The organism is Candidatus Competibacteraceae bacterium, assembly GCA_016713505.1.
GTDB lineage: Bacteria > Pseudomonadota > Gammaproteobacteria > Competibacterales > Competibacteraceae > Competibacter_A.
This window is the reverse complement of sequence record JADJPA010000001.1, coordinates 2,656,493-2,681,649: the sequence shown is the minus strand read 5'-3', so window position 1 is coordinate 2,681,649 and position 25,157 is coordinate 2,656,493. Positions and strand designations below refer to the sequence as shown.

Sequence of the window (25,157 nt, the reverse complement as noted above, 5' to 3'; positions counted from 1 at the left end):
GGTTGCACCATGGGTTCTTACGACAGTATTTACCGCCGTTCCATCACCGATCCCGTCGGATTTTGGAGCGAGGCGGCGGCGGCCATCGACTGGTTCAAACCGTGGGACAAGGTGCTGGACGACAGCCGAGCGCCGTTTTATCGCTGGTTCGCCGGCGGTGAGCTGAACACCTGCTATAACGCGCTCGACCGGCACGTCGCGGGCGGGCGGGCGGATCAAGTCGCCCTGATTTACGACAGCCCGGTGACCGACACCGTCCGTACCTTCACCTTCCGCGAAATGCTGGATTTGGTGTCGCGCTTCGCCGGCGCGCTGCGGAAAGTGGGCGTCAACAAGGGCGATCGGGTGATCATTTACATGCCGATGGTACCGCAAGCGGTGGTCGCCATGTTGGCCTGCGCCCGGCTCGGCGCGATTCACTCGGTGGTGTTCGGCGGCTTCGCCTCCAACGAACTGGCGACCCGCATCAACGACGCCACCCCCAAGGCGGTGGTGTCGGCCTCGTGCGGCATCGAAGGCGCGAAGGTGCTGCCCTACAAGCCGCTGCTCGACGCCGCGCTCGACATGGCCTCTCACAAGCCGTCCGCCTGCGTCATCCTGCAACGGCCGCAGGTTAAAGCGCCGTTAAAAGCCGGCCGCGATCACGACTGGGACGAACTGATGGCGGGGGCGAGTCCGGTCGATTGCGTGCCGGTGGCCGCCACCGATCCGTTGTATATCCTGTATACCTCCGGCACCACCGGCCAACCCAAGGGCATCGTCCGCGACAACGGCGGCCATACGGTCGCCACCTGTTGGACCATGCAGAATTTCTACACCGTCAAGCCGGGCGAGACCATGTGGGCCGCCTCGGACGTGGGTTGGCAGGTCGGCCATTCCTACATCGCCTATGGGCCGATGATCCACGGGGCCACCGCGACCCTTTACGAAGGCAAGCCGGTCGGCACCCCCGACGCCGGCGCGTTCTGGCGGGTGATCAGCCAGCATCGCATCCCGGTGCTGTTCACCGCCCCGACCGCCTTCCGCGCCATCAAGCGGGAAGACCCCCACGGCGAGCTGCTCAAAAAATACGACCTCTCCCACTTCCGCGCCCTGTTTTTGGCGGGCGAGCGCTGCGATCCCGACACCTTGCACTGGGCCGAGGACCATCTGAAGGTGCCGGTGGTGGATCATTGGTGGCAGACCGAAACCGGCTGGGCCATCGCCGGCATTCCGCTGGGGATCGAGCGCTTGCCGGTCAAATACGGCTCGACCAGTAAAGCGATGCCGGGTTGGAACGTGCAAGCCCTGGGCGCGGACGGTCATCCGGTGCCGGCCGGCAACGAAGGTTCGCTGGTGATGAAACTGCCGATGGCCCCCGGCGCGTTCACGACGCTGTGGAACGCCGACAAGCGCTGCCGCGACGCCTATTACGAGGAGAATCCCGGCTACTACACCACCGGTGATTCCGGCTACATCGACGAAGAGGGTTACATCTTCGTCATGGGGCGGGTGGACGACGTGATCAACGTGGCCGGCCACCGGCTGTCCACCGGGGCCATGGAGGAGGTGCTGGCCTCGCATCCCGACGTGGCCGAATGCGCGGTGATCGGCGTCAACGACGAGATGAAAGGCCAATTGCCCTTGGGCTTCATCGTGTTGAAGAGCGGCGTCGATCGCTCGCACGAGGACATCAGCAAGGAAGTCGTGGCGATGGTCCGCGAGCGGATCGGCCCGGTCGCGGCCTTCAAGAACGCGGTGGTGGTCAACCGCTTGCCCAAGACCCGTTCCGGCAAAATCCTGCGCGGCACCATGCATAAGATCGCCGATAGCGTGGAGTACAAGGTGCCGGCTACCATCGACGATCCGGTGATCTTGGATGAGATCAAGGACGCGCTGAAAACCATCGGCTACGCAGCTAAGGGTTAACGTCGCGGCCGAGCGGCGGGCGGCTGATGGCTTTTGCGCCATCGACCGCCCGCGTTTTAGCGGCCACCCCTTCCAAATGGATGCGCCGGGCTTCCACTTTCCGGCTTCTTTCCTGCTGGCGGCAGGGCCGACAGCGCACCGCGACCGTCCACACGTCGCCGTGCGCTTCTTCGTACCACCAGCGCTGCTGCGCCGCTGTCCAGATTTCTTCTTTCCCGCAGCCCTTGCACCGAAACGGATAGTCCTGATAGTAGCCCCGGCGCACGAAATCCGGGGTGCCGTAGCTGTTGGTTGGGGATAGTAAGGCGGGGGTCACTGGCTCGGTGCCGACGGGGCGGTAGATAGGCCGATTCTCTACGCAACGGATTTTTCGCGCGGCGCGTTTGGCGCGGCGTTCCTTGATTTCTTGGCGGCGTTGTTTGGGGCTTTTCATGGCGGCTCCAAGATAGGGCTGTCAATCGGCGTCGCTGGTGGGTTGACTGGCTCCGAAAGCGTGATGCCATTCAAAGCCGCGGTCGGCCAGTTTATAAAATTGGGTTTTTAGCTCAAAAGGTTCGTCGATCTGATAGTTAAGAGCGGCGGTCGCTAAATCTTCTCGCGTCCACGTCAGCCAAGCATTGGCAACAGTCGGGGAGCGCGTGACCAGCGAATCATGCTCAACCCAATCACCGCCTTTTTTCTTCCGCTCCCACAGCTTGAACTTATCTTCTTCAGTCAGCAGCCACGTTTGCTGGATTTCATCTTGATCCCGTAGCGGGTAATTCTCATAAGTTGCTTCAACCATCCAAGCGCGGGGTTTGGCTTCCATGCACAGGATTTTGAGCGGCTCGGCCAGCATCGAAGTCAGGTTTTCATCGTCCAGGCGGGCAAAGGGGTGATCGCGAAAACGCAGACCGGCGTCGAGCGCCGACAGTCGGTTCCAGTCGATGAGATAGGCCAAATTATGTCCGCGTGGATTGCGGCCATAGCGGGAATCGATGTAGGGCATCTCCTTGGTTTCAAGTCCCGGCCGCGTGAAGGCGATGGGACTTTTCCCGCGTATTTTTCGGAAGTTGGCCTGCAATAGCGCGATATTGGGGCCGCTACGCACCAACAGCCGATGGCGGTTAACCCGCCCGGCGGTTTGGACGATGGATTGCGTACTGGACGGCTCGATAACCGCCCAATCAAAATCGTGATCACGCCCGATTTCCTCAACAGGCGTCGCAACCACAATGAAGATGACATTTTGTGCATCCGTGCGCGCGACTCGTTCGCGGATGTCAGGATCGCCGGTGATTTGTTCATCATCCAGCTTCTTCCGGGTCAGCAAGCGATCCAGCGTTCTCTCCTTCATAAAACGCTGAACCTTCAAATCCGCTGCGTGATAGCAGGCGACATGCGCGTTCGGCAACTGTTTGGCCAGATAACAGGCGACTTCTACAGCGGGCCGGATATTGGCGATGCGCACTAATCCAAAGGAAACTCGTTTGCCGGTTTGCGCGAAGGGCCAAGCGTTATGGTCATGTAGTTTCACAACGGCTTGTTGGATAGTGTCTTGCCAAGCCGCGATGCCTGGTTTGGAAACTCTCGCTAGCCACGGGATACGGTACGCCTCGCCGTGTAACGCGCCCAGCAAGCGGTCGATACGAGCGTTATAACGCTGTTCTAGTTCGCCCTGATCCTTGGCAACGAAGACTTCAGGATCGAGCCGATCATCAATTAGCGCGCAAAGAAAATCGCTACTTGTTCGACCGTCCAGCGCCGCCCGCATCGCCATGCCGTTGCGATAGGCTCGACTCAGGGCAAACGCCACCGGCCGGGCCAGGGTCGCGGATGAGGCAATCACATTGCGCCCGAACAGCCCCGCAAGCTGCACCAGCCGCAACACGGCCACCAACGCCTTCGGGTCGTAACTGTCGATTTCATCCAAGATCAGATCGCTATCCACCAACCGCAACAGCGCCAACGCATGATGGCCTTGGCGGTGCGGTTCGCCAGCAGCGATCAAAAAATCGACGGTTGAAACCAACACCGGCGCGCCGATTACCGGCCGCAGTTTGGGCTTGTGCTTGATAAAAGGCTCGACCCATTCCGGGACGAAGAAAGCATGGCCGAAGGTTTCAAACTCGGCTTCCTGCGGATTTTCGTCTTCGTCGGCAAATTCATCGACCGGCGAGCGTGGGCCGCTTTTGAGAGTCTGAACCGCGCTCTGATCGCCGATGACGCAAGCCAGCTCATCCCAGTCAATGTCAAATTGCTCGTGATACGCCATACCGGTTTGTAGGCTCAGCGTGCGCAGATTCAAAGCGGTGGCGAAGCGTACCAGTCGCTCGCCCGCCAGCGCGCAGGCGCATTTGGCGTTCATGCGGGTTTTGCCCGTACCCGTACCCGCCAGATTGAGCACCAACGCGGGCCGTTGCGAATTCCGCCGCGCGTTTTCCAAGGCATTGGCGGCGCGGTTTTGCCAGAGGAAGCGCGTCTCTGTCGTCCGCTCCATGATCCGTTCGACGGCTTCGGGCGATAAGCCCGGTAATCGCAGCGTTCCTAATCGGTAGGTCATCCGTCCAGCCAGGCTGGAAACATCCGATAAATGCTGGTCGAGCGGTTGATTGAGCGGGCGATGGTTTTGGCCTTTGATCTGCTGGGTGTTGGCATACAGTTCGGCCGCCTTCGTTTTGGTCAGGCTCGAAATGGCATGGTCGGCGAGAATGAGACCCGCGCGGGCAATCAGCGATAACGCGCGCCAGTACAGCGGGATAGAAACGTCGGCGGGTGGGGTGATTTTTTCGAGTCGGCGTAATTTCTTATGAAGCAGCGCCAGGCTCAGCACGGGCAATTCGGCATGGGGTCGATACTGCGCCAGTTCAAATGCCGGCGTCGAGCGCACATGATTTTCAGCACTGAGTGCGGCGTCGCCGGCGCGCGGCCCGAATAACCCATGATGGCTGACCACTAGAAAATCAAAAGCGTCAACTACGTTGGTTAATCCGCGTTCGTCAAAAGGTACGCCTTCGCGTTCGGGCTGAGTTTCTAACCGCCGCCAAGCGGTGTCCCAATCCGCGCCTGTGCGGAGTGCCTGAATGATTTTGAGCGACACCCATTCGTGCCGCAGGCTGTCCTTTTGTTCCAATTTGAAATCGCGCAGTTTCAGTTGAAACGCTTTACTGGCTTTGCCGACATCATGACCCTGCCCGGCGGCGTCGGCGAGTAATGCGGCATAGCGTATCCACGACGGAATTTCCGGCTTTTTGCGGCGGGTGGTTCCGGCTGGAAAGTGGCCGTGCGGCCCGAAATGGCGAGCGCTACCGACGATCCACAGCAAGCACATTCGCCGCATTCCCTCATTGCGATAACAGGCTACCGCTGTATGCCGGGACGCCGTGCGTTTGAGCGCTGCCCGCAGTTCCTGCAAGCCTTCGAGGGTGATTGGGGTAGCCCAGGCGCGTTCGCCCGCCCGCAGCGCGTAACTGTCTAGGATCGCTCGCGATCTTTTAAGGGCGCGCTTTTCACAAGCTGAAATCAAGACAACATGCATTCCAAGATTCCTCTGGAGCGGTTCTTGCTAATTCACTTTATTTTAAACAGTGTATTTAAACGAGTAGTCAAAAAACGTAATTTTTAACTTTCAGAAACCTGACTCAAGGAGAAATGATGGCAACTAAGAAGCCAAAAAAATCCGCTGAAGCGAAGGAATGGGTCGAGTTCCCCCTCAATAGTTACCAAGAAGAATCCGCTCGACTCGTGCATTTTTCGGGCAAAACCGTCAATTCCAATGTATCGGCTTGTGGGGTTCGAGTCGGGCCAGAGAGTGGCCTTGATTTGCCGCTAGTTGGAGTCAGAACTTTGTTGGCTGATGGGGTGGCCGTGCCGCTGGATTACACCCAAAACGCTGGTAAGACCGCGACTATTTACAAGCAACTGCGATGGGTTGAGAGCGCCGAAGCGCCAGAAACCGCGCCTACGGAACAGGTGCAAGCTATTCAACGCTTCATGGTTGAGGCCAAGACAAGCGCTTATGAGGAAGGCACTGAGAACCTATCGCCCCGCTTGCGGCAGATTTTGTTGCCGAAAGGCGATGGTCAGTATGTGGCGGTTACTCCCCTGGGGTCCAGCGGGTTTAGCGCGGTCTTGAACCGGAAATTGGCGGAGCGGGCCGAGCAGAAAAAACCGCCGTTCTCGCGCGCGCTACTGGGGATGGGCGGCAGTAATTCCCAGAACGTCGGTGGATTAGTGCGCGAAATGCGCAATCCGTTGCTGTTTCGAGCGCCGCCTGAAAAACCCTTGCTGCGTCGTGCTCTGATCATCCATTACCGGGGGATTTCACTCAAGCCGCCGCCGCGTTTGCTGAAAGAGTACTGCGAGTGGGCCAGGGCGCAGATTGAAAGCACCCACAAAGAGCACATGCCGTCCACCAAGGATATCCGGCAGGAGGAGCAGGAATGGATAGGGCGTATTGCCCACGCCGTCATCGAACGCGGACGGCAGGCGCGAGAAATTTTGGAAGTTCATCATTACGTGTTGCCGCAATGTTCCGACGGAGACTCGTTACTGTCATCAGAAATCGACAGCCTCATTCGCGGCTTGATTGAACCACGGTGGCGTGATGCCGATTGGGCTTACCTCTTTGGCCTGCAACTCGCCCGGATCATTGCCGAGCAATTGAGCGAGCAATGGCAAAGGCCGCTAGCGGATTCCGCTATCGCGCAAATTGCCCGCTGGATTGAGGACGCTATCCGATGAACGGCGTTTATCTGTTGATTCCTCGACTCCGCGTCCAGGGTGCGAACGCGCAAGCGGCGTGGTGGCTGATCAATACAGCTCCAGTGATGGCCTGCACGATGTTCGGCCATGCCTTGGGTCGCCACTTGAGCAAACCCGCTACCGGGGTCGCCATCATCCATCACGCCGCGCAATTGCATGGCGAATATTTCTACGGTCAATTGCGGCCAGAACAGCGCCGGGGTGCGGTTTTCATTAACAAGGATGATTATTCATCCAAGAATAAATACGCCCTGTCGTTGCAGCCAACCGCCAGTTTTTCTGGAGAATTTTCGCTAATCATTGAGTTCGAGGAAATGGCGGAGATCGATCTGGCAAAGGTCAGGGAATTTCTGTTCAAGGCGCGGCTGGCGGGTGGACAAATCATCAAGCACGATGAATGCGAACTGATTAAACCGGGCGACCGCGAAAAGTGGGAAAAGCGTATTCGCCCCGGTTTTTGGCTCATTGATCGCCGCGATTTGATGCAAAAAACCGAAGGTGAAGATTGGCTGGATGTGCTGTTACGGATCACGGCTCGGCCAGAGCGGCGTAAAACTGAGGCTGCGTCGCCAGCGCCAGCGTCGGACGCTGAATCTGAAATAGCTGACGACGAGGATGCCGGAGATTGGCTGGATCGTCCGCCGGTGCGAGCGTCGTTGCCGTCGGCTTGGCTGATTGCAACCACTTTGGGTTATGCCTTGCTGACGCCGACCGCCACGCGCGCGGGCGTGCGCGAAGGTTATCCCCATGCCTTTGCCGAGCCGCTGGTTGGTCCGGCTCAGTATGTGTCTTTTTACCGATTCGGCGATCGCGCTTTACCCATCTGGCGACCCCATTGGCCGCATGATGACGTTTTTCTGCTTTCTCAATCTGATCTGGAGATTTAATTCATGGCGACTGTAACGGCACCTGTTTTCAAGAAGCTTCCTGGCGTTTTGGCGTTTCAGCGTGGTTTGGTGATTTCGGACGCCGAATTGTTCAGCGAGATCAATAAACAGTATGACTCGTATCCGGTGGAAGTGGTGCGTCATGGCATTCGCGGTACGCAAAATGTGAATACCAGTGGAACCGGAGATACGGCGACCTCTGGCGATACCAAGCATCGGGCAGTTTCCAATATCCAACAGACCGATTCCGCCAAACTGGCCAGTGATGCCGAGGCCATGATTGCCCGTTTCTCCATTCGCTTTCTTGATCTAAAAGACGCGCTATTTGCGTGTGCGCCTGGAAAAGACGACGGCAAAAAGGAGACTCAGGAGAGCCGCGATCAGGAGGTTACGGCGTTACGGGATAGCATCTCTGGATTTGTGCAACGGGCAAAAGAGGCCGCTGGCATTGATGAGATTGCCTGTCGGATCGCACGTAATATCGCTAACGGCCGTTGGCTGTGGCGCAATCGCTTGATTGCCAGCGCTATTGAAATTGTGGTGGAGAGTGAGACGAAAGAGCTAGCTCGATTTGAGGATGCCTTAAAAATTTCACTACTGGAATTTGGCAACTATTCTGAAGCCGAGCAGGCGGTGGCCCACGTTATTGCGGATGGATTGCGAGGGCGTAATGTGGCGGCGTTGACTGTCGTCGCTCGCTTGGAATTTGGTTTCCGAGGGGCAATTGAGGTTTTCCCATCGCAGAACTACATCGAGGATAAACCCAAAGGCTTTGCACGTTCCCTCTATCGGCTCGGCCAACCTTCAGAAAAATCAAAGCCAGAGGACGGCCCGCGCATCATGGGCCGGGCGGCGATCCGCGATCAGAAAGTTTCCAACGCATTGCGCACTATCGATACTTGGTATCCCGATTTTGAAAAATACGGCCGTCCGATTCCGGTTGAGCCGAATGGGGCGAATCTGGACGCGCAACATTTCTTTCGAAATCAGAAGGGATTTTCTGCTTTCGATATGGTGCGACGCCTGAATCAAATTGACCCGGCCACGCCAGATGGGATGTTTCTCACGGCTTGTTTGATTCGCGGCGGGGTTTATTCGGAAGGAAGCTGAGTATGAAACCGTTGATCTATGTCGATTTGGAGATTCTGGCGGGTGATCCTGACGGGGAGGCGATGTCCGCGCCGGTGTTAGCGGGTGCGGCGCTAGAGGTTTTGCATGGTGCATTCCGGCGGCAGCCGGGCCGCTATGCGTTGGCGCTGCCGGGTGTATTGATGGAGGAGGCTCGAATACAGCACTGGACTTTGCGAGTGTTCGCAGGTAGCCGCGACGATCTGGATGCACTGGTGGCCGCCGTTGCCGATCATGCGGTGGTCCGAGATTACGCGCGCTTGGGTTATCCGCGTCTGGTGCCGGAAGCGTTTTCCGGGCCGTGGATCGAATATCGCCGCTATCGGATTCCGGCGCAGCGTTCGTTGCGCAAGCCCGCCGATACCTTGCGAGAACGACGGATGGAGGCTGCCCACGAGCAAAAACTGCCGTTCTTCCAGACGCGCAGCCGCAGCAACGAGCAGTTTTTTCGCCTATTTGTGCAGGCACTTGAGGGTACGTCTGGTGGCGCGGCGTGTCAGCCCGACAGTTATGGTTTGTCGGTGTCCAGCCGTCCGTTCGCGGTGCCGCGTTTATGAAACCGCAGATTAAACCGCGCGCCGTTCTGCTGTCCAAGCGCGCCAACGTGTTTTACCTGGAGCATGTGCGGGTGATGCAAAAGGATGATCGCGTGGTGTATCTGACCGACACCGGCGCGGACATTGAGCAGTTTTTCAACATTCCGGAACGCAATACGGCGTTTTTGCTATTGGGCAAAGGCTCGTCGCTGACCGATGCGGCGGCGAGGAAGCTAGCGGATTCCAACGTCGTGGTCGGCTTTTGCGGGTCTGGCGGTTCGCCGCTGTTCTGCGCGGCCGATATGACGTTTCTGACCACGCAAAGCGAGTACCGACCAACCGAGTATATGCAAGGCTGGATGCGGCTGTGGTTGGATGAGGCCAAGCGGGTCGAAGCCGCCAAGCAAATGCTGAAGAAGCGCCTGCGCTGGGCTTTGGAATCCTGGTCGGCTGATGCGGAATTGCTCCGGTGGCGAGTCGTGCTAGATGACGGGTTACTGCGCTGGTTCGAGAGTGGTGTCGATAAGGCGGTTACGACCGGGGATTTGCTATCACTGGAAGGTGCGTGGGCAAAGCGTCTTTTTGCGAAGCTGGCCGAGGGCTTCAAGCTTGCCAATTTCAAGCGTGAGGAGGGTAAGGGGTCGCATGAAAACCGGGAAGATGATGTGAACGGCTTTCTGGATCACGGTAATTACATCGCTTATGGCTATGCTGCGGTGACCTTGAATGGTTTGGGGATCAGTTTCGCGTTGCCGTTACTTCATGGAAAAACACGGCGCGGCGGTTTGGTTTTCGATGTGGCTGATCTGGTGAAGGATGCGTATGTGATGCCGTTGGCTTTTTCCAGAGGTAGTTCCGGAGTCAAGCAGCAGGTTTTTCGTGATGAGCTGATCGAGCGGTTTCACGAGGTGAACATCCTGGATCGACTCTTTACCTTCGTGGAGGAGCTTTCTCAAGAAGATTTATGATTTCAAATACTTGCTGAATGGCCTCGCTCAGGAAGCCAAAAGCTTTTCTGATTGGCTAACTTCATGAAATTTAGGAGGATTATGCATAAAAAACTACAGTTTTCCGCCGTGTAGGCGGTTTAGAAGTCGCCGTCGCTCAGCTCGAACGCTACGCGGAAGTTTTCCGCCGTGTAGGCGGTTTAGAAGGCGAGAAGCAAAAGGCGTTCGAGATACAACTTGTTTTCCGCCGTGTAGGCGGTTTAGAAGAACTAGCACAGGTGTGACGCAGCAGGTGCGCAGTTTTCCGCCGTGTAGGCGGTTTAGAAGGAGTTCAGTGCGAGCGACGCGCGGGCGATGTTGTTTTCCGCCGTGTAGGCGGTTTAGAAGCGAACCGAGAAGCGCAGGCAAAACGAGTAGCGGTTTTCCGCCGTGTAGGCGGTTTAGAAGTCCTTCGAATTTTTGACTTTCCTCCGCTGCTGGTTTTCCGCCGTGTAGGCGGTTTAGAAGGGCAAGAATATCGCGAAATCGGCAGCCGGAACGTTTTCCGCCGTGTAGGCGGTTTAGAAGTGAATGTCGGCGCTCGTGAACTGGCGTCGGACGTTTTCCGCCGTGTAGGCGGTTTAGAAGTTCCGGCAAAGTGGCGGTACACAACCGCCAGTGTTTTCCGCCGTGTAGGCGGTTTAGAAGTGACTGAGAAGGTGATATAGCCCGCACCTTTGGTTTTCCGCCGTGTAGGCGGTTTAGAAGAGCCTCATGCGGAAGCTGGGAGACACCACCGGGTTTTCCGCCGTGTAGGCGGTTTAGAAGGCAAGACGGCGACGTGGTGCCAAAGCGCGCTCGTTTTCCGCCGTGTAGGCGGTTTAGAAGCTGCTCGTGCGCGACATGGAGCGCAACGCCTGGTTTTCCGCCGTGTAGGCGGTTTAGAAGAGATATTCCCGCGCGTTGAGTCGCAGCATGATGTTTTCCGCCGTGTAGGCGGTTTAGAAGATGATCGAGCACCGGACTGAAAATCCGCGTGTCGTTTTCCGCCGTGTAGGCGGTTTAGAAGCAACGCAACCGCGTTTCTGCCTCGCGCATCTTCGTTTTCCGCCGTGTAGGCGGTTTAGAAGGATGCTAGCCTGACCGGTCATGGCTTTCGAGAGTTTTCCGCCGTGTAGGCGGTTTAGAAGTGCCCGGTGCCCCCTCCTTCACACGTTCGCCGGTTTTCCGCCGTGTAGGCGGTTTAGAAGGTGACCGGCTCTAGCCCAGCCCTGACGCTCGCGTTTTCCGCCGTGTAGGCGGTTTAGAAGACGTGATGGGGGAGGACCGGCCCGAACGAGCCGTTTTCCGCCGTGTAGGCGGTTTAGAAGAACTCGCGCAGGTGTGACGCAGCAAATGCGCCGTTTTCCGCCGTGTAGGCGGTTTAGAAGGGCTATTTCTATCAGTACGCGCAAGACGCGAAGTTTTCCGCCGTGTAGGCGGTTTAGAAGACGATCCGGAAGCCAGCCGAGTCAAAAAAAAAGTTTTCCGCCGTGTAGGCGGTTTAGAAGTCTTTTTCCCGGCTCAGCGTGTCGCGCGTTTTGTTTTCCGCCGTGTAGGCGGTTTAGAAGGCGTCGGGCGCGCGCGCGCCGTAAGCCAGCAGGTTTTCCGCCGTGTAGGCGGTTTAGAAGCCGTGCTGTTTTACCGTCTCGACGGCGGCAAGGTTTTCCGCCGTGTAGGCGGTTTAGAAGGACTTTCAAAAGCTGGCGCTCCGACAGCCGCAGTTTTCCGCCGTGTAGGCGGTTTAGAAGCAAATCATGATGAGGCAAAGTGCCAACCTGACGTTTTCCGCCGTGTAGGCGGTTTAGAAGTTTTGCTCTGAGCGCAGCGCGCCGACGCGGGCGTTTTCCGCCGTGTAGGCGGTTTAGAAGGTCATAGCCCTTTGCGAGCAGTCGCAACCGCAGTTTTCCGCCGTGTAGGCGGTTTAGAAGGCAAACCGCATGGCCTGCTGCCGCTCTCCGACGTTTTCCGCCGTGTAGGCGGTTTAGAAGTCAGCGGCAGTCCGCTTTCCAGTTCGGCATCGGTTTTCCGCCGTGTAGGCGGTTTAGAAGGGTAGACGTTGGGCAGCCGGCCGGAACCGTCGGTTTTCCGCCGTGTAGGCGGTTTAGAAGGCGATGCAGGTTTCGGCGAACGCCTTGGGGATGTTTTCCGCCGTGTAGGCGGTTTAGAAGACCCCTGATTCCGCGAGGTGCCGGTCGGGCGTGTTTTCCGCCGTGTAGGCGGTTTAGAAGAGAGCTATCACAATTTTGGAATCGCCTGGGACGTTTTCCGCCGTGTAGGCGGTTTAGAAGGGCCGCGCGTCGCCCCGCTCGGTCCAGTACAGGTTTTCCGCCGTGTAGGCGGTTTAGAAGAGTGTCCCAGCTCGTGAAAGGCGACCGCGTAAGTTTTCCGCCGTGTAGGCGGTTTAGAAGAAGAACAGCTTCACCGTGTCGCCGCCGCTGTAGTTTTCCGCCGTGTAGGCGGTTTAGAAGTTTATCGCGTCGTACAGGTTGGCGGCGGAGTGGTTTTCCGCCGTGTAGGCGGTTTAGAAGCGGTTCGTCTCGGGGCATCTCGCGCGGGTCTCGTTTTCCGCCGTGTAGGCGGTTTAGAAGGAGGTGCCGACCGAAACCTTGCAGGAGATTATGTTTTCCGCCGTGTAGGCGGTTTAGAAGAACCGGCGTCCAGTGGTTGTGCCGGTATAAAAGTTTTCCGCCGTGTAGGCGGTTTAGAAGGCGACCGTATCGCTGTTTCCGCTCCAGTTCAGGTTTTCCGCCGTGTAGGCGGTTTAGAAGTGAAAGGCGCGGCGTTGCAGTCGCGCCTCAACGTTTTCCGCCGTGTAGGCGGTTTAGAAGACGTTCAGGATGCTATTAATGGTGTCGGACGCGTTTTCCGCCGTGTAGGCGGTTTAGAAGGAAAGTGCGTCTGGCTTGGTGGTGCGGCCCGCGTTTTCCGCCGTGTAGGCGGTTTAGAAGCTGGCGTGCAGACCAGTTACACGGGGCTTGTAGTTTTCCGCCGTGTAGGCGGTTTAGAAGTTCGTCCACGTCGACACCGGCCCGGTCAGGACGTTTTCCGCCGTGTAGGCGGTTTAGAAGTACCGTCAACAAGCGAGGTGTCATCTCGCTGAGTTTTCCGCCGTGTAGGCGGTTTAGAAGGCTATCTCGCCAAACTCGCCCGCCTCCATCAAGTTTTCCGCCGTGTAGGCGGTTTAGAAGTGCCGGTAGCGCAAAGATCGGTTATAGACATAGTTTTCCGCCGTGTAGGCGGTTTAGAAGTCATCAAAGCCGGCGCGATGCCGGCGATCCTGGTTTTCCGCCGTGTAGGCGGTTTAGAAGGCCAACAAATACCACCAGTGAGTGTCGTCCGGGTTTTCCGCCGTGTAGGCGGTTTAGAAGCCATCGAACGGCGTCTATGCGCTTCAAGCTCGCGTTTTCCGCCGTGTAGGCGGTTTAGAAGGCCGTGGCCGCTCTAGGACTGCAAAAAAGCGCGTTTTCCGCCGTGTAGGCGGTTTAGAAGAACCGAACGTCCGCTGACCGGATGCGGAACGGGTTTTCCGCCGTGTAGGCGGTTTAGAAGGAGAGCAGGTCACGCCACCGCAAACCGCAAATGTTTTCCGCCGTGTAGGCGGTTTAGAAGGTACACGTATGGAGGATAGGCATCCTGTTCCCGTTTTCCGCCGTGTAGGCGGTTTAGAAGTGGCGCGACGACGCCTCCGGGGCGATCAGCGTGTTTTCCGCCGTGTAGGCGGTTTAGAAGTTGGCCTCTTCGAGGAAACTGTAAACGTTCGGGTTTTCCGCCGTGTAGGCAGTTTAGAAGCTTCAGCCGCAGCCCGGTATTAGGCGAACAAGGTTTTCCGCCGTGTAGGCGGTTTAGAAGTCACTGACTTCCATGATGCCGCTGATGGTGGACTTTTCCGTCGTGTAGACGGAGAAGAATAGAAATCCACCTCGATCATCATTCACTCAGGGTTCCTCCCATCGGAATAAGACATGTGCCCGTGATTGGGTGGATTCGATCAGCGCTGCGTTGGGGTCGTCGGTTCGAGCAACCCAATCTCGCGCCGCTTGGGGCGAGCGGCCAAACTGTTCGTGACGCTCAATCAATCGTTTCCGCCGAAGGTCGGGGTCGACCTCCACATACCACACCTCATCCAGCAGGTCGCGCACCTTGGCCCAGTGGCAGCGATCGAGCAACAGATAGTTGCCTTCGGTAATGACCAACAGCGTGTTGGCCGACACCGGAATGGCGTTGGCGATAGGCTCCTCAATTTCACGACGGAACTCGGGCGCATAAACCACTTCATCAGACGGCTGCGTCCTGAGGCGGCGCAGCAGGGCGACGTAGCCGGCGCTATCGAAGGTATCTTCCGCGCCCTTGCGCGTAGCCCGATCCAGTCGGGCAAGTTCCCTGTTGGCGAGATGAAAACCGTCCATGGGGACCGTCACCGCTCGCTCGCCGAAATGATCGAGCACGGCTTGCGCGAGGGTGGATTTACCCGAACCGGGCGGTCCGACGATCCCCAGTATCTTGCGCTCGCCGCTGGCCAGCAGCGCCTCCAGCCGTGCCTGATAAAGTTGCCCGATCATCTCAACAGGTTCGTCATCTCGAAAATGCGAGCGATCAGGTTCGCTTCAGAAACGCCACCCGGTTGCGCAGCCGCTTCACCCAGCTTTCCGTCAGGCCCACAGCGTCGGCCAGCGCCTGCAATTCTTGTGGGTCGGGACGATGTTGGTTGACGACTGTCCAGAAATAATCCAGGGTCAATTCCGGGTTGGGTCGCGCTTGCAAGGTGATGGCCGCGCCGCGCTCGACCGCGCCTTCCTGGAGCACCCGGTAGTACCAGCCGGTGATGCGTTCGTCCAGCACGAAGCGCGCCAGGTCGTCCTCGCCGAAACGTTGGTTGATCTTCGCGCACGGCGTGCGCGGTTGGGAGATTTCCAGCTCCACTTTTTCTCCAAGCCGGTAACGGTCGCCGATGCACACCGTCTGTTCGGTCATACCGGCGCTGGAAAGGTTTTCGCCCAATCCGCCCGGCGCGGCATGTACCGCCGCCGTCGGGAAGCGCTCCGCGATCCGGGAATAGTGATCGGGCGCATACTGATGTAGCGCTTTCTCCGGGCCGCCGTGGTAGCGGCGGTCGGCTTGGTGATCGCCAACGAGGCCCAGGCGGCTCACCGTCGCTCGTTCCACCGGTTCCTTGAACAAGCCGGTCCGATGACCGGTCGCTTCCAAAATCCGAATTTCGCCGATAAATAAGCCGTCCACGATCAACATCAGAAACTACCCCACTTGCTGGAAAACAGGCCGCAACCATTTTCGACCATTGTTCGGCTGTCGCAGCCATCGCCATGAGAACAGCAAACGCTTCCGGCGTGGTTTTGCCAGCGTGTCCGTAATCGATCATGCGGCTTCCACCACAAGACGCTTGCCCTCAGGCTTGAAAGTAGCGCCCTGCTGGATTAACCAACGTTTGAACTCGCTGCTTTTTACCGACACTCCCCGATCGACCCCGGCCGGCAGCGCCGCCGGTCGGTCCAAATGGTGCTGTCGAGCTTGGTATCGGTGAAGCGAGCGCCGTCGATGCGGGCGTCGGCCAGCGTCGCTTCCGATAGCTCCGCGCCGGTGAAATCGACCGCCAGCAGGTTTGCGCCGTCCAGCTTGGCGCCCCGGAGTTTGGCGTGAGTCATGACCGCATTTTCCAGAACCGCCCGGCTGAGCGTCGCCCCGCTCAAATCGGCGTTGGATAGCTTGGCGTCGGTCAGGTTGGCCTGCGCCAAGACGGCTTTACTCAGGTTTGCGCCGCTCAAATCGGCCGTATTGAGATCGGCCTGATCCAGCCGCGCCCCGCTCAAATCGGCATCGCTCAGATTCGTTTGCGTTAAGGTGGCGCGTTCCAGCCGCGCGCCGGCCATGCTGGCGTTGGCGAAAATCGCTTGTTCTAGTTTTGCCGAGACCAAGCGCGAACCGACCAACGCCGCGCCGGAGAAATCGGCCCGACTCAGCGTCGCGCCGCCCAAATCCGCGCCGCTCAACCGCGCGTTGGTCAGTTTGACTCCCGCTAAATTGACTTGAGTCAGCACCGCTTCACGCAAATCCGCCCCCTGCAAATCGATCCCCTGTTTGTCGCAGTGCAACCAATTGACCCGCCGGGCGGGCGGGTCGTCGCAGGCGCTCCAACCGAGCGCGGGCCAATACAGCCAGATCGACAAAAACAACGGTAGGCAAGCGGTAGCCGGGCGGCGAAGCGTCACAATCGTCCTCTCATTACGCTGCTTTGGCATCGAACACCAACGCAACGACTTGCTGGAAGCGCTCTACAAAGTGAACGGTCAAGCCTTCCTTGATGTGATCGGGCAATTCCTCGACATCGCCCCGGCAGCCTTCCGGCAGAATCAGCTCGAACAGGCCGACCCGGCGGGCGGCGATCACTTTCTCGCGAATCCCGCCCACGGGCAATACCTGTCCGCTCAAGGTCAGCTCGCCGGTCATCGCCAGCGGCCGGTTGGGCTGCTGGCCGCGCGCCAATGACAGCAGGGCGGTCGCCATGGTGATGCCCGCGCTGGGGCCGTCCTTGGGCGTCGCCCCTTCCGGGACGTGCAGGTGGACAAACGCCTCGTCGAAGAACTTGGGGTCGGCCTGATAATCCGCCAGATGGGCGCTGACGTAGCTGTAAGCGATGTTGGCCGATTCCTGCATCACCTCGCCCAGCCGGCCGGTCAGCTTGAAGCCCCGATTCTTAGTGTGGACCAAGCTGGCTTCGACGCTGAGCGTCGCCCCGCCCATGGCGGTCCACGCCAAGCCGGTGATCACGCCCACACCGGACATCAGCGTTTCCAGCTTGAACGGCGGCTTGCCCAGGTAGTCGTCGAGCCGCGCGGCGTCCACCGTGATCGCACCTTCGCGGCCCTGGACGATTTCCACCGCGATCTTGCGGACGATCCGGCCCAACTGCTTTTCCAGATTGCGCACCCCGGCCTCGCGGGCGTAGCCCTCGATGATCTGACGCAACGCCGCGTCGTCGAGCTGGATGCGGTCTTGCGCCAGCCCGCTGCGCTCCAACAGCCTCGGCCACAGATGGTTGCGGGCGATCTGCACCTTTTCGTCGGTGATATAGCCGGACAACCGAATCGTTTCCATGCGGTCGAGCAGCGGCCCCGGAATGGTGTCGAGCTGGTTGGCGGTGCAGATGAACAACACCTTGGACAGATCGAAGCGCACGTCCAGATAATGATCCAGAAACTCGCTGTTCTGTTCGGGATCGAGCACCTCCAGCAGGGCGGACGCGGGATCGCCCCGGAACGACGCGCCGATCTTGTCGATCTCGTCGAGCATGATGATCGGGTTGGCGGTCTTGGATTCCCGCAACGCCTGGATGAACTTGCCGGGCAGCGCGCCGATGTAAGTGCGGCGGTGGCCCTTAATTTCGGCCTCATCGCGCATTCCGCCCAGGCTGAAGCGGTAAAATTTGCGATCCAACGCGTCGGCCACCGAGCGGCCGATGGAGGTCTTGCCGACGCCGGGCGGGCCGACCAGCAGGATGATCGAGCCGCCGACCTGGCCTTTCAGCGCGCCCACCGCCAGAAACTCGATGATGCGGTCCTTCACATCGCCCAGCCCGTCATGGTCGCGGTCGAGAATTTCGCGGCCGTGCTTCAAATCCAGGTTGTCGGTGGAGTAAACACCCCACGGCAATTCGGTCATCACATCCAGATAGTTGCGGGTGACGGCGTATTCCGGCGAGCCGGTTTCCAGGATCGCCAGCTTCTCCAGTTCCTCCTCGATCCGTTTCATGGGGGCTTCGGGAACGGTTTTGCTCGCCAGCCGCTCGCGGAAGCGGTCCACGTCGGCGGTGCGGTCGTCCTTGGCGATGCCGAGTTCCTGCTGGATGGCCTTGAGCTGCTCGCGCAAGAAGAACTTGCGCTGGTGCTCGCTCATCTTCTCCTCGACCTGCTTGCGGATGTGGGTCTGGAGCTGGGCGACTTCCAGTTCCTTCTTGATCAGCACGATCACTTTTTTCATCCGCTCCAAAATCGGCGCGGTCGCCAAAATATCTTGCAATTCCTCCTTGCTGGCGGTGGTCAAGCTGGCGGCGAAATCGGCCAGCGGCGACGGATCGTGGGTGTTGAAGCGGTTGAGGAAGAACTTCAATTCCTCGGAATACAGCGGGTTGAGCGGGATCAACTCTTTCAGCGTGTTGATGATCGCCAGCGAATAGGCGCGCAATTCCTCGACGCCCGCTTCGTCCTCCTCGTTCAGGTATTCGACCTGAGCGTGATAAGGCGGGGTCTCGGATAGCCAGCTTTGAATGCGAAAGCGCTTGAGGCCCTGGGCGATGAATTGCAGGCGCCCTTCGTTGCGGGCCAGCTGGTGCATCCGCGCGACCGTGCCCACGTCGTAAAAGTCGGCGGGACTTTCGGCCTTTTCCGCGCTGTCGGGCTTGACCAGCATCAGGCCGATGACTCGTTGCTCGCGTTCGGCGGCGGCCTCGATGGTCGGCAACCACGGTTCTTCGTTCAGCAGCAACGGCAGCGCCTGCGCCGGAAAAAACGGCCGTTCGGACAGCGGCAACAGGTAGAGCGTGCTGGGCAGAATATCGGCGGCGGCGACGATGGTGTTGGCGGTCGTGCCGTCGGAAATATCGTCTTCACGCACGACTTCCGCTTCAAGAGTTTCGATTTCGTGATCGGTCATGCTGTTTCTCGCGGCTGAGAGTAGATTTCTCCCTAAATGCGGGCGAGGCAAGGCATTATCAAGGGCTGCCCCAACCGCCGGACGAGAATGCGGCAGCCGGCGGCGGTTCTCCCTTATGCGCCGGTTTTGCGCAGCACGATCCGCCGGAACCAGCCGCCGGCCAGCGCCGGCTGGTCGGAGACGATTTCCAATCCCGGCGTCCGCGCCAGCACCCGTTCGAACACCACATCGGTGCGGGTGGCCAGCAGCCCCAGCAACGGGCTGAGCAGCCGGCGCACGGGCGCTGCTTGGCCAGGCCGCAGAAATTTATCGAAAATCAGTAGCTGGCCGCCGGGCCACAGCACCCGCGCCGCTTCCGCCAACACCTGCTCCGGTTGGGGAGTCACCGCCAGAATAAGATGCAACACCACGCTATCGAAGGTGGTATCGCGGTAGGGCAGGCGGCGGGCATCCCCCACATCAAGCCGGATCGGCAGATTCGCGGCGGCGGCCTTGCGGCGGGCGCGCTCCAGCATGGCGGGCGTCAGGTCGAGGCCGGTGTAGCGCGGCCCGCGCGGCAACAGCGGGATGTCCAGGCCGCTACCGACGCCGACCAGCAGCACGTCGGCGTCCGGCGTTTGCGGCAACAAGGCCAGATTGTCCCGCCGCGCGGCGGCGGTGGCCGGCGCGACGAAGGCATCATAAAGCGGCGCCAGCAGGGTGTAGCTATAACGCAGCGACATGGCGGCTCGCTCGTTCGGCCGTCAATGCAGGGTGCGGGGAATGGACAGGACGAACGCCGGGATAGCGGCATCGAAGGTGATGCCGTCATCGGCCAGCATCTGGTAGCTGCCCTTCATGCTGCCGACCGAGGTTTCCAGGATCGCGCCGCTGGTGTACTGGAAGCCTTCGCCGGGACGCAGATACGGTTGTTCGCCGACCACGCCCTCGCCGCGCACTTCTTCAATCTTGCCGTTGGAGTCGGTGATGATCCAGTGCCGGCTGAGCAGCTTGGCGGGAATGTTGCCGTGGTTCTGGATCACTACGGTATAGGCGAAGACGTAACGGTCGTGGGCCGGGTCCGATTGTTCGTCCAGATAAAAAGCCTGCGCGGCCACTTTGATGGTGTAGTCGGTTTTGCCCTGGGCCATGGAGGAACAACTCCAAAGTGTGAGAGGGAGCGCCAAAGCTCGCGGGATGAGCGTCGCTGCCGGGCCTTGAGAACGTTAAAGCGATTGTAGCAACTATTCGTTTTGCCGCGGACGGCTCCGACGCCGGCCGGAGCGCGGCGGGCGGATCGCGTCAGAGCGCGAAACGATCTCGTCCGTCCTGCTTGGCGCGATAGAGCGCTTCATCGGCATGTCGCAACCAGCTCGCAAGCTCATCCTGAGGATTGAGTTCGGCGACTCCGATCGAGACCGTGACCGAGATCTCGTGATTCTCGTAGTGAATTCGCAAGGCCCGCACCGCTTGCAGCAATCTTTTCGCCAGCATCGCGGCGACATCGGTGGAAACCTCTTGTACGATGATCGCGAATTCCTCGCCGCCGTAGCGAGCCACGAAATCGCTGCGGCGCGGAAAGGTTTGCGCGCAACAATCGGCGAATTTCTTGAGTACCGAATCGCCCGCCAAATGTCCGAACTGGTCGTTGATTTGCTTGAAGTGGTCCAGATCGGCCATCAGCAGGCAAGCGGGTTGACCGGAAAGCTTGTTGAATTCGAAGGTGCGTTGCAACTGCTGGTCGAACGCCTTGCGGTTGTACAGCCGAGTCAAGGGGTCCAGTTCCATCTCCCGCCGCGCCGCGCTCAGCTCCTCGCGCATGGCTCTCAGTTTGCCGGACAGTTGCTTGAGGATGTCGCGCTGCGCTTGCTGGCGCTGTTCGGCGATGACGCCGATCACGCTGACCACCCGCATGGCCTCTTGCTTGAGCTTTTCTAGCGGCGCATTGCTTTCGATCGCGCTTTTGAGATGGTTGAGCTGGTCGGCGATTTGAGTCTGGTCTTCCTGATTTTCGGCGATGACCTTGCCCAGCGTATCGATGAAATCGCCGAGAACGTTGCGGATTTCCTTGAAGTGGGTGGAAACGAAGGTTTTTTCCTGTTGCCGCAACTGGGTGACGAACTCGCGCAGACCTTGCCAGTTGCGTTCGGCGAGCGCGCTGGCGTCGGCGTTGTCGGCGGCCCCTGGGTAGGGCGAACCGATCAGGATATGCCTGGCCCATTGCTCGCAGAGTTCGTTGACGGTTTGCGCGCTGTATTGATCGAGATCGAAGGCGTATTTGCCCAGAATGCGCAGCAACCCCGCGGCGGCATCCAGCGCGGAATCGCCCTCCGCCGCAGGTTTGGGGTTTGCCGATCGCGGTTCATCCGACGGTTTTTTATCGGTTTTCTTAGCAAAGAACATAAATACCCCGCAAAGAGAACAGCAAAATCGGCGTAAAGCTCCGAGGCGACCGCAGTCTGCTCAGGCCCTCTTTCAAGCGTCCGCCACCGAAGGCAATCCCGAGAGCGCCATCGCCAGTTCGGCTTCGTTGTAATCCTGATCGGTCAGTTTGCCGGCGAAATAGTCCATGTAGGCCTGCATGTCGAAGTGGCCGTGGCCAGATAGGTTGAACAGGATCGCCTGGCTCGTTCCTTCTTCCTTGCAGCGTAGCGCCTCGTCGACGGCGGCGCGCACCGCGTGATTGCTTTCCGGCGCGGGCAGTATGCCTTCAGTGCGGCCAAACAGCACGCCCGCTTCGAAACAACCGATCTGATGGTAAGCGCGGGCTTCGATCAGACCCAGTTTTTCGGCGTGACTGACCAGCGGGGCCATGCCGTGGTAGCGCAGCCCGCCAGCGTGAAAGCCGGGCGGGGTAAAGGTCGATCCCAGCGTGTGCATCTTGGTCAGCGGCGTCAGATGCGCGGTATCGCCGAAATCATAGGCGTAACGGCCGCGCGTCAGAGTAGGGCAGGCCGCCGGCTCCACCGCTACGGCCCGCACTTTGGGGCCACCGCGCAGTTGCGCGCCGATGAAGGGAAAGGCGATGCCGGCGAAATTGGAGCCGCCGCCGGCGCAGCCGATCACCACGTCGGCATAGTCATCGGCCATTTCCAGTTGCGCGATGGCTTCCAGGCCGGTCACGGTTTGATGCAGCAGCACGTGGTTCAAGACCGAACCGAGCGCGTAGTTGGTATCGTCGCGCTGGGCGGCGATTTCCACCGCTTCGGAAATGGCGATGCCGAGGCTGCCGGGATGGTCCGGGCGACGGGCCAGCACGGCCCGGCCGGAGGCGGTTTCCTCGGAGGGTGAGGCCACGCAGCGCGCCCCATAGGTCTCCATCAACGCCCGCCGATACGGTTTCTGCTGGTAGGACACCCGCACCATGAACACCTGCACCTCGATGCCGAACAGCGCGCCGGCAAAAGCCAGCGACGAACCCCATTGACCAGCCCCGGTTTCGGTGGCGATGCGCTTGATGCCCGCTTGCTGGTTGTAAAAGGCTTGCGCGACGGCGGTGTTGGGCTTGTGGCTGCCGGCCGGGCTGACGCCCTCGTACTTGTAATAGATCCGCGCCGGGGTATCGAGCGCCTTTTCCAAGCGGCGGGCGCGATAAAGCGGGCTGGGCCGCCACTGGCGATAAATGGAGCGGACCGGCTCTGGAATCTCGATGTCGCGCTCGGTGGCGACTTCTTGCATGATCAGCGCCATCGGAAACAGCGGGGTCAGATCGTCCGGGCCGATGGGTTGTAGCGTTCCTGGATGCAACACGGGCGGCGGCGGTTTCGGCAAGTCGGCGACCAGGTTGTACCAATATTTCGGCATCCGGCTTTCATCGAGCAGGTATTTGACGGTTTCGCTCATGTTCGGTGTCCAGAAAGCAAAAGCCCGCCGTGAACCGGCGGGCTGAATTGAGGTGGCGCGGTGGCCGGGCGTCGCTGATTTTACCCGAGTTTTAGCCGAGATTGACGCCGAAATCGCGCGCGACCGCCGCCAGTCCGCCGGCGTAGCCCTGGCCGATGGCCTTGAACTTCCACTCGTCGTTGTTGCGGTACAGCTCGCCGAAGATCATCGCGGTTTCGGTGGAAGCGTCCTCGGACAGATCGTAGCGGGCGATTTCCTGATCGCCCTCGGCGTTGAGCGCGCGGATGTAGGCGTTGCCGACTTGACCGAAGTTCTGCTTGCGCTGGTCGGCGTCGTGGATGGTGACCACGAACGACACCTTGGCGGCGGTGGCGTCCATCGAATCGAGCGTGATCTCGATGACCTCATCGTCGCCCTCGCCCTCGCCGGAGCGGTTGTCGCCCTTGTGCTCGACTCCGCCGCCCGGAGCCTTGGGGTTGTTGTAGAACACGAAATGCTGGTCGCTTAACACCTTGCCGCCGGCGTCCAGCACGAAGGCCGAGGCGTCCAGATCGAACGCCGCCCCGTCGGTTTTGCGCAAGTCCCAACCCAGGCCGAATCGGATCCGCTTCAGTCCGGGGGCTTGCTTGCTCAGCGACACGTTGCCGCCTTTTTGCAGTGAGATCGCCATAATCGTTCCTCCAAGCGGTAAAAATTGAAAAGTGGGGAAATCCCGATCAGATGTTGACGCCGTATTGCCGGCACATCGCCGCCAGCCCGCCGGCGTAGCCTTGGCCGACGGCTCCAAACTTCCACTCGCTGCCGTGGCGGTAAATCTCGCCGAAGATCATCGCGGTTTCGGTGGAGGCGTCCTCGCCGAGGTCGTAGCGGGCCACTTCGGCGTTGGTTTCGGCGTTGACCAACCGGATGAAGGCGTTCTGCACTTGGCCGAAATTCTGCTTGCGCTGGTCGGCGTCGTGGATGGTGACGGTGAAGGTGATTTTGTGGACCTCCGCCGGCACCCGGCTCAAATCCACCATCAGCGCTTCGTCGTCGCCCTCGCCCGCGCCGGTGCGGTTGTCGCCGGTATGCTGCACCGACCCGCAGGTCGATTTCAGTTGGTTGTAAAAGATGAAGTCGGCGTCGGAGCGGACCTTGCCGTTGGCGTCGAGCAAGAACGCCGAGGCGTCCAGATCGAAGTCGGCGCCGTCGGTGGCGCGGGCGTCCCAGCCGAGCCCCACCAGAACTTTCTTCAAGTCTGGCGCTTCCTTGCTCAGGGATAACTTGCCGCCTTTGTTGAGGGAAATGGCCATGAGATTGTGCTCCCGTGGGTGAATGCGGATAGTTTTGTCAAACGATTTGGATTTGGCCGACGCGGGGTTGCAACCCGCCGCGTCGGCCAAACCGCCTGACGATGCTTAGGAAGGCCCCTGTTCGCGGGCTTCCTCGATCTCGCGAGTTTCGATTTTTCCTCCACCTTCGCTTGGCGCGCCGCGCTCGCGTCCTCCGGCTCGTCTTTCGCCGGGAACACCAGCGAGGCGATCACGCCCACCGCCAGCGTGCCGAGGATGATCATCAGGCTCAGATTGGCGGAGATGTTGAAGCCGGGCCAGTGAAACATGTGGTTGGAGGCTTGCAGCGCCAGCTTGAACGCGATGAAGAACAACAGCGCCGCCACCGCCTTGTCCAGATGGACCAGATACTTCTGCGCCGCCGCCAGCACGAAATACAGCGAACGCAAACCCCAGAATCGCGAAAATCACCGCCGAATAGACCAAAAGCGGCTCGCGGGTCACCGCGATGATCGCCGGCACCGAATCGAAGGCGAAAATGATGTCGGAAACCTCGATGACCACCAAGCACAACAGCATCGGCGTGGCGTATAGCGCCGCCTTGCGGGCGACCACGATGCTGGAGTCTTGCGCCGTTATCTCCTCCACATGTTTGCGGTCCACGAAGAAATGGTGGCCGTGCAAGCGTGGATAGACCGGAATCAGCTTTTGGGTCATCTTCACCGACCAATGGTCGGAATAATCCTCGATCTCATCGTCACCGCCGACGCCGGCCAGCATTTTCCAGCCGGTCCAGGCCACGATGGCGGCGAACACGAATTCGATCCAGGTGCTCAGGCCGAACAGTGTCGTGCCGAAGGCGATGAAAAGCATTCGAAAAACCACCGCGCCAAGGATGCCGAAATACAAGATTCGGTGTTGCAAGGCACCTCTGATGCCGAAGGAGGAAAAGATGGCCACAAACACCATCAAATTGTCCACCGACAGCGATTTTTCCAAGATGTAGCCGGCGAGATACAATTCGGCGAATTCGGCGCCGTGATGGATCTTGATGTAGAAATAAAAGGCGATAGCCAAGAAGATCCAAAACAGCGACCAGGCCATGGCGTTGGCGATGCTGATGTCCTTGCCGTCCCGGTGCAGCCGCAGGTCCAGCCACACTGAGAAGATCACCACCGCCGCGAAGATGGCGATGGTCTCCAGGGGATAACCGATGTGGTGTTCCATGAG

Annotated in this window: 18 protein-coding genes, 1 pseudogene and 1 CRISPR repeat array; of the genes and pseudogenes, 6 read left to right on the top strand and 13 right to left on the bottom strand. The window is 59.4% G+C overall.

Translation table 11 applies throughout. The features are described 5' to 3' along the window. Positions 1-9 precede the first annotated feature (9 nt). The gene (locus IPK09_12265) at positions 10-1,908 is read left to right on the top strand and encodes a propionyl-CoA synthetase (protein ID MBK7984386.1); all 1,899 of its coding nucleotides are present in this window, start codon (positions 10-12) and stop codon (positions 1,906-1,908) included. On the opposite strand, the gene IPK09_12260 is transcribed toward IPK09_12265, so the two are convergent. Continuing rightward, complete coding sequence (locus IPK09_12260) at positions 1,898-2,341, bottom strand: zinc-ribbon domain containing protein (protein ID MBK7984385.1); 444 nt, start codon at positions 2,339-2,341, stop codon at positions 1,898-1,900. The two genes, IPK09_12265 and IPK09_12260, sit on opposite strands and share 11 nt — an antisense overlap. A gap of 21 nt (positions 2,342-2,362) precedes the next feature. Then, a complete protein-coding gene (locus tag IPK09_12255; GenBank protein ID MBK7984384.1) occupies positions 2,363-5,425 on the bottom strand; it encodes a type I-F CRISPR-associated helicase Cas3 in 3,063 nt (1,020 codons plus the stop codon). Positions 5,426-5,733: 308 nt separating this feature from the next. On the opposite strand from IPK09_12255, the gene IPK09_12250 reads away from it, so the two are divergent. Genes IPK09_12250 through cas1f form a run of 5 tightly spaced genes read left to right on the top strand, consistent with a single transcriptional unit; the run spans position 5,734 to position 10,170 of the window. Further along, positions 5,734-6,630: a hypothetical protein gene (locus tag IPK09_12250; protein ID MBK7984383.1), complete on the top strand. Its 897-nt coding sequence runs from the start codon at positions 5,734-5,736 to the stop codon at positions 6,628-6,630. Continuing rightward, entirely contained in the window at positions 6,627-7,538 is a 912-nt protein-coding gene (locus IPK09_12245) for a hypothetical protein (GenBank protein ID MBK7984382.1), read from the top strand. The genes IPK09_12250 and IPK09_12245 overlap by 4 nt, the downstream gene beginning before the upstream one ends. Positions 7,539-7,541: 3 nt before the next feature. Beyond that, complete coding sequence (gene csy3 / locus IPK09_12240) at positions 7,542-8,648, top strand: type I-F CRISPR-associated protein Csy3 (protein ID MBK7984381.1); 1,107 nt, start codon at positions 7,542-7,544, stop codon at positions 8,646-8,648. 2 nt (positions 8,649-8,650) lie between these two features. Beyond that, entirely contained in the window at positions 8,651-9,223 is a 573-nt protein-coding gene (locus IPK09_12235; protein ID MBK7984380.1) for a type I-F CRISPR-associated endoribonuclease Cas6/Csy4, read from the top strand. Further along, a complete protein-coding gene (gene cas1f, locus IPK09_12230) occupies positions 9,220-10,170 on the top strand; it encodes a type I-F CRISPR-associated endonuclease Cas1 (protein MBK7984379.1) in 951 nt (316 codons plus the stop codon). Before IPK09_12235 ends, cas1f begins: the two co-directional genes overlap by 4 nt. Before the next feature lie 98 nt (positions 10,171-10,268). Then, a CRISPR array of direct repeats spans positions 10,269-14,079; the repeat unit is 28 nt; unit sequence GTTTTCCGCCGTGTAGGCGGTTTAGAAG. Between the two features lie 26 nt (positions 14,080-14,105). On the opposite strand, the gene IPK09_12225 is transcribed toward cas1f, so the two are convergent. The 11 genes and pseudogenes from IPK09_12225 to IPK09_12175 all read right to left on the bottom strand — a co-directional run bounded on the left by IPK09_12225 (position 14,106) and on the right by IPK09_12175 (position 25,154). Beyond that, positions 14,106-14,729: a nucleoside/nucleotide kinase family protein gene (locus tag IPK09_12225; GenBank protein ID MBK7984378.1), complete on the bottom strand. Its 624-nt coding sequence runs from the start codon at positions 14,727-14,729 to the stop codon at positions 14,106-14,108. Positions 14,730-14,763: 34 nt separating this feature from the next. Further along, on the bottom strand, positions 14,764-15,420 hold the full coding sequence (locus IPK09_12220) for an MOSC domain-containing protein (protein MBK7984377.1): 657 nt from the start codon (positions 15,418-15,420) through the stop codon (positions 14,764-14,766). A 209-nt stretch (positions 15,421-15,629) separates the two neighbouring features. Then, a complete protein-coding gene (locus IPK09_12215; protein ID MBK7984376.1) occupies positions 15,630-16,394 on the bottom strand; it encodes a pentapeptide repeat-containing protein in 765 nt (254 codons plus the stop codon). 13 nt (positions 16,395-16,407) lie between these two features. Further along, positions 16,408-18,834, bottom strand: a complete 2,427-nt coding sequence (gene lon, locus IPK09_12210; GenBank protein MBK7984375.1) for an endopeptidase La — start codon at positions 18,832-18,834, stop codon at positions 16,408-16,410. A 113-nt stretch (positions 18,835-18,947) separates the two neighbouring features. After that, a complete protein-coding gene (locus IPK09_12205) occupies positions 18,948-19,556 on the bottom strand; it encodes a class I SAM-dependent methyltransferase (protein ID MBK7984374.1) in 609 nt (202 codons plus the stop codon). 21 nt (positions 19,557-19,577) lie between these two features. Beyond that, positions 19,578-19,964, bottom strand: coding sequence for a Co2+/Mg2+ efflux protein ApaG (gene apaG, locus IPK09_12200; GenBank protein MBK7984373.1), 387 nt, complete (start codon positions 19,962-19,964; stop codon positions 19,578-19,580). 151 nt (positions 19,965-20,115) lie between these two features. Next, positions 20,116-21,216, bottom strand: a complete 1,101-nt coding sequence (locus IPK09_12195; GenBank protein MBK7984372.1) for a diguanylate cyclase — start codon at positions 21,214-21,216, stop codon at positions 20,116-20,118. A gap of 72 nt (positions 21,217-21,288) precedes the next feature. Next, a complete protein-coding gene (locus tag IPK09_12190) occupies positions 21,289-22,656 on the bottom strand; it encodes a TrpB-like pyridoxal phosphate-dependent enzyme (GenBank protein MBK7984371.1) in 1,368 nt (455 codons plus the stop codon). A 91-nt stretch (positions 22,657-22,747) separates the two neighbouring features. Further along, complete coding sequence (locus IPK09_12185; protein ID MBK7984370.1) at positions 22,748-23,326, bottom strand: TerD family protein; 579 nt, start codon at positions 23,324-23,326, stop codon at positions 22,748-22,750. Between the two features lie 46 nt (positions 23,327-23,372). Beyond that, positions 23,373-23,948: a TerD family protein gene (locus IPK09_12180; protein MBK7984369.1), complete on the bottom strand. Its 576-nt coding sequence runs from the start codon at positions 23,946-23,948 to the stop codon at positions 23,373-23,375. Beyond that, positions 23,909-25,154 (bottom strand): annotated as a pseudogene (locus IPK09_12175) (TerC/Alx family metal homeostasis membrane protein). The gene IPK09_12180 and the pseudogene IPK09_12175 overlap by 40 nt, the downstream one beginning before the upstream one ends. Between the last annotated feature and the right edge of the window lie 3 nt (positions 25,155-25,157).

Coding starts and splice junctions, on each gene's coding strand:
- IPK09_12265 (MBK7984386.1), top strand. CDS start 10: ATGGGTTCTTACGACAGTATTTACCGCCGTTCCATCACCGATCCCGTC.
- IPK09_12260 (MBK7984385.1), bottom strand. CDS start 2,341: ATGAAAAGCCCCAAACAACGCCGCCAAGAAATCAAGGAACGCCGCGCC.
- IPK09_12255 (MBK7984384.1), bottom strand. CDS start 5,425: ATGCATGTTGTCTTGATTTCAGCTTGTGAAAAGCGCGCCCTTAAAAGA.
- IPK09_12245 (MBK7984382.1), top strand. CDS start 6,627: ATGAACGGCGTTTATCTGTTGATTCCTCGACTCCGCGTCCAGGGTGCG.
- csy3 (MBK7984381.1), top strand. CDS start 7,542: ATGGCGACTGTAACGGCACCTGTTTTCAAGAAGCTTCCTGGCGTTTTG.
- IPK09_12235 (MBK7984380.1), top strand. CDS start 8,651: ATGAAACCGTTGATCTATGTCGATTTGGAGATTCTGGCGGGTGATCCT.
- cas1f (MBK7984379.1), top strand. CDS start 9,220: ATGAAACCGCAGATTAAACCGCGCGCCGTTCTGCTGTCCAAGCGCGCC.
- IPK09_12225 (MBK7984378.1), bottom strand. CDS start 14,729: ATGATCGGGCAACTTTATCAGGCACGGCTGGAGGCGCTGCTGGCCAGC.
- lon (MBK7984375.1), bottom strand. CDS start 18,834: ATGACCGATCACGAAATCGAAACTCTTGAAGCGGAAGTCGTGCGTGAA.
- IPK09_12205 (MBK7984374.1), bottom strand. CDS start 19,556: ATGTCGCTGCGTTATAGCTACACCCTGCTGGCGCCGCTTTATGATGCC.
- apaG (MBK7984373.1), bottom strand. CDS start 19,964: ATGGCCCAGGGCAAAACCGACTACACCATCAAAGTGGCCGCGCAGGCT.
- IPK09_12195 (MBK7984372.1), bottom strand. CDS start 21,216: ATGTTCTTTGCTAAGAAAACCGATAAAAAACCGTCGGATGAACCGCGA.
- IPK09_12190 (MBK7984371.1), bottom strand. CDS start 22,656: ATGAGCGAAACCGTCAAATACCTGCTCGATGAAAGCCGGATGCCGAAA.
- IPK09_12185 (MBK7984370.1), bottom strand. CDS start 23,326: ATGGCGATCTCACTGCAAAAAGGCGGCAACGTGTCGCTGAGCAAGCAA.
- IPK09_12180 (MBK7984369.1), bottom strand. CDS start 23,948: ATGGCCATTTCCCTCAACAAAGGCGGCAAGTTATCCCTGAGCAAGGAA.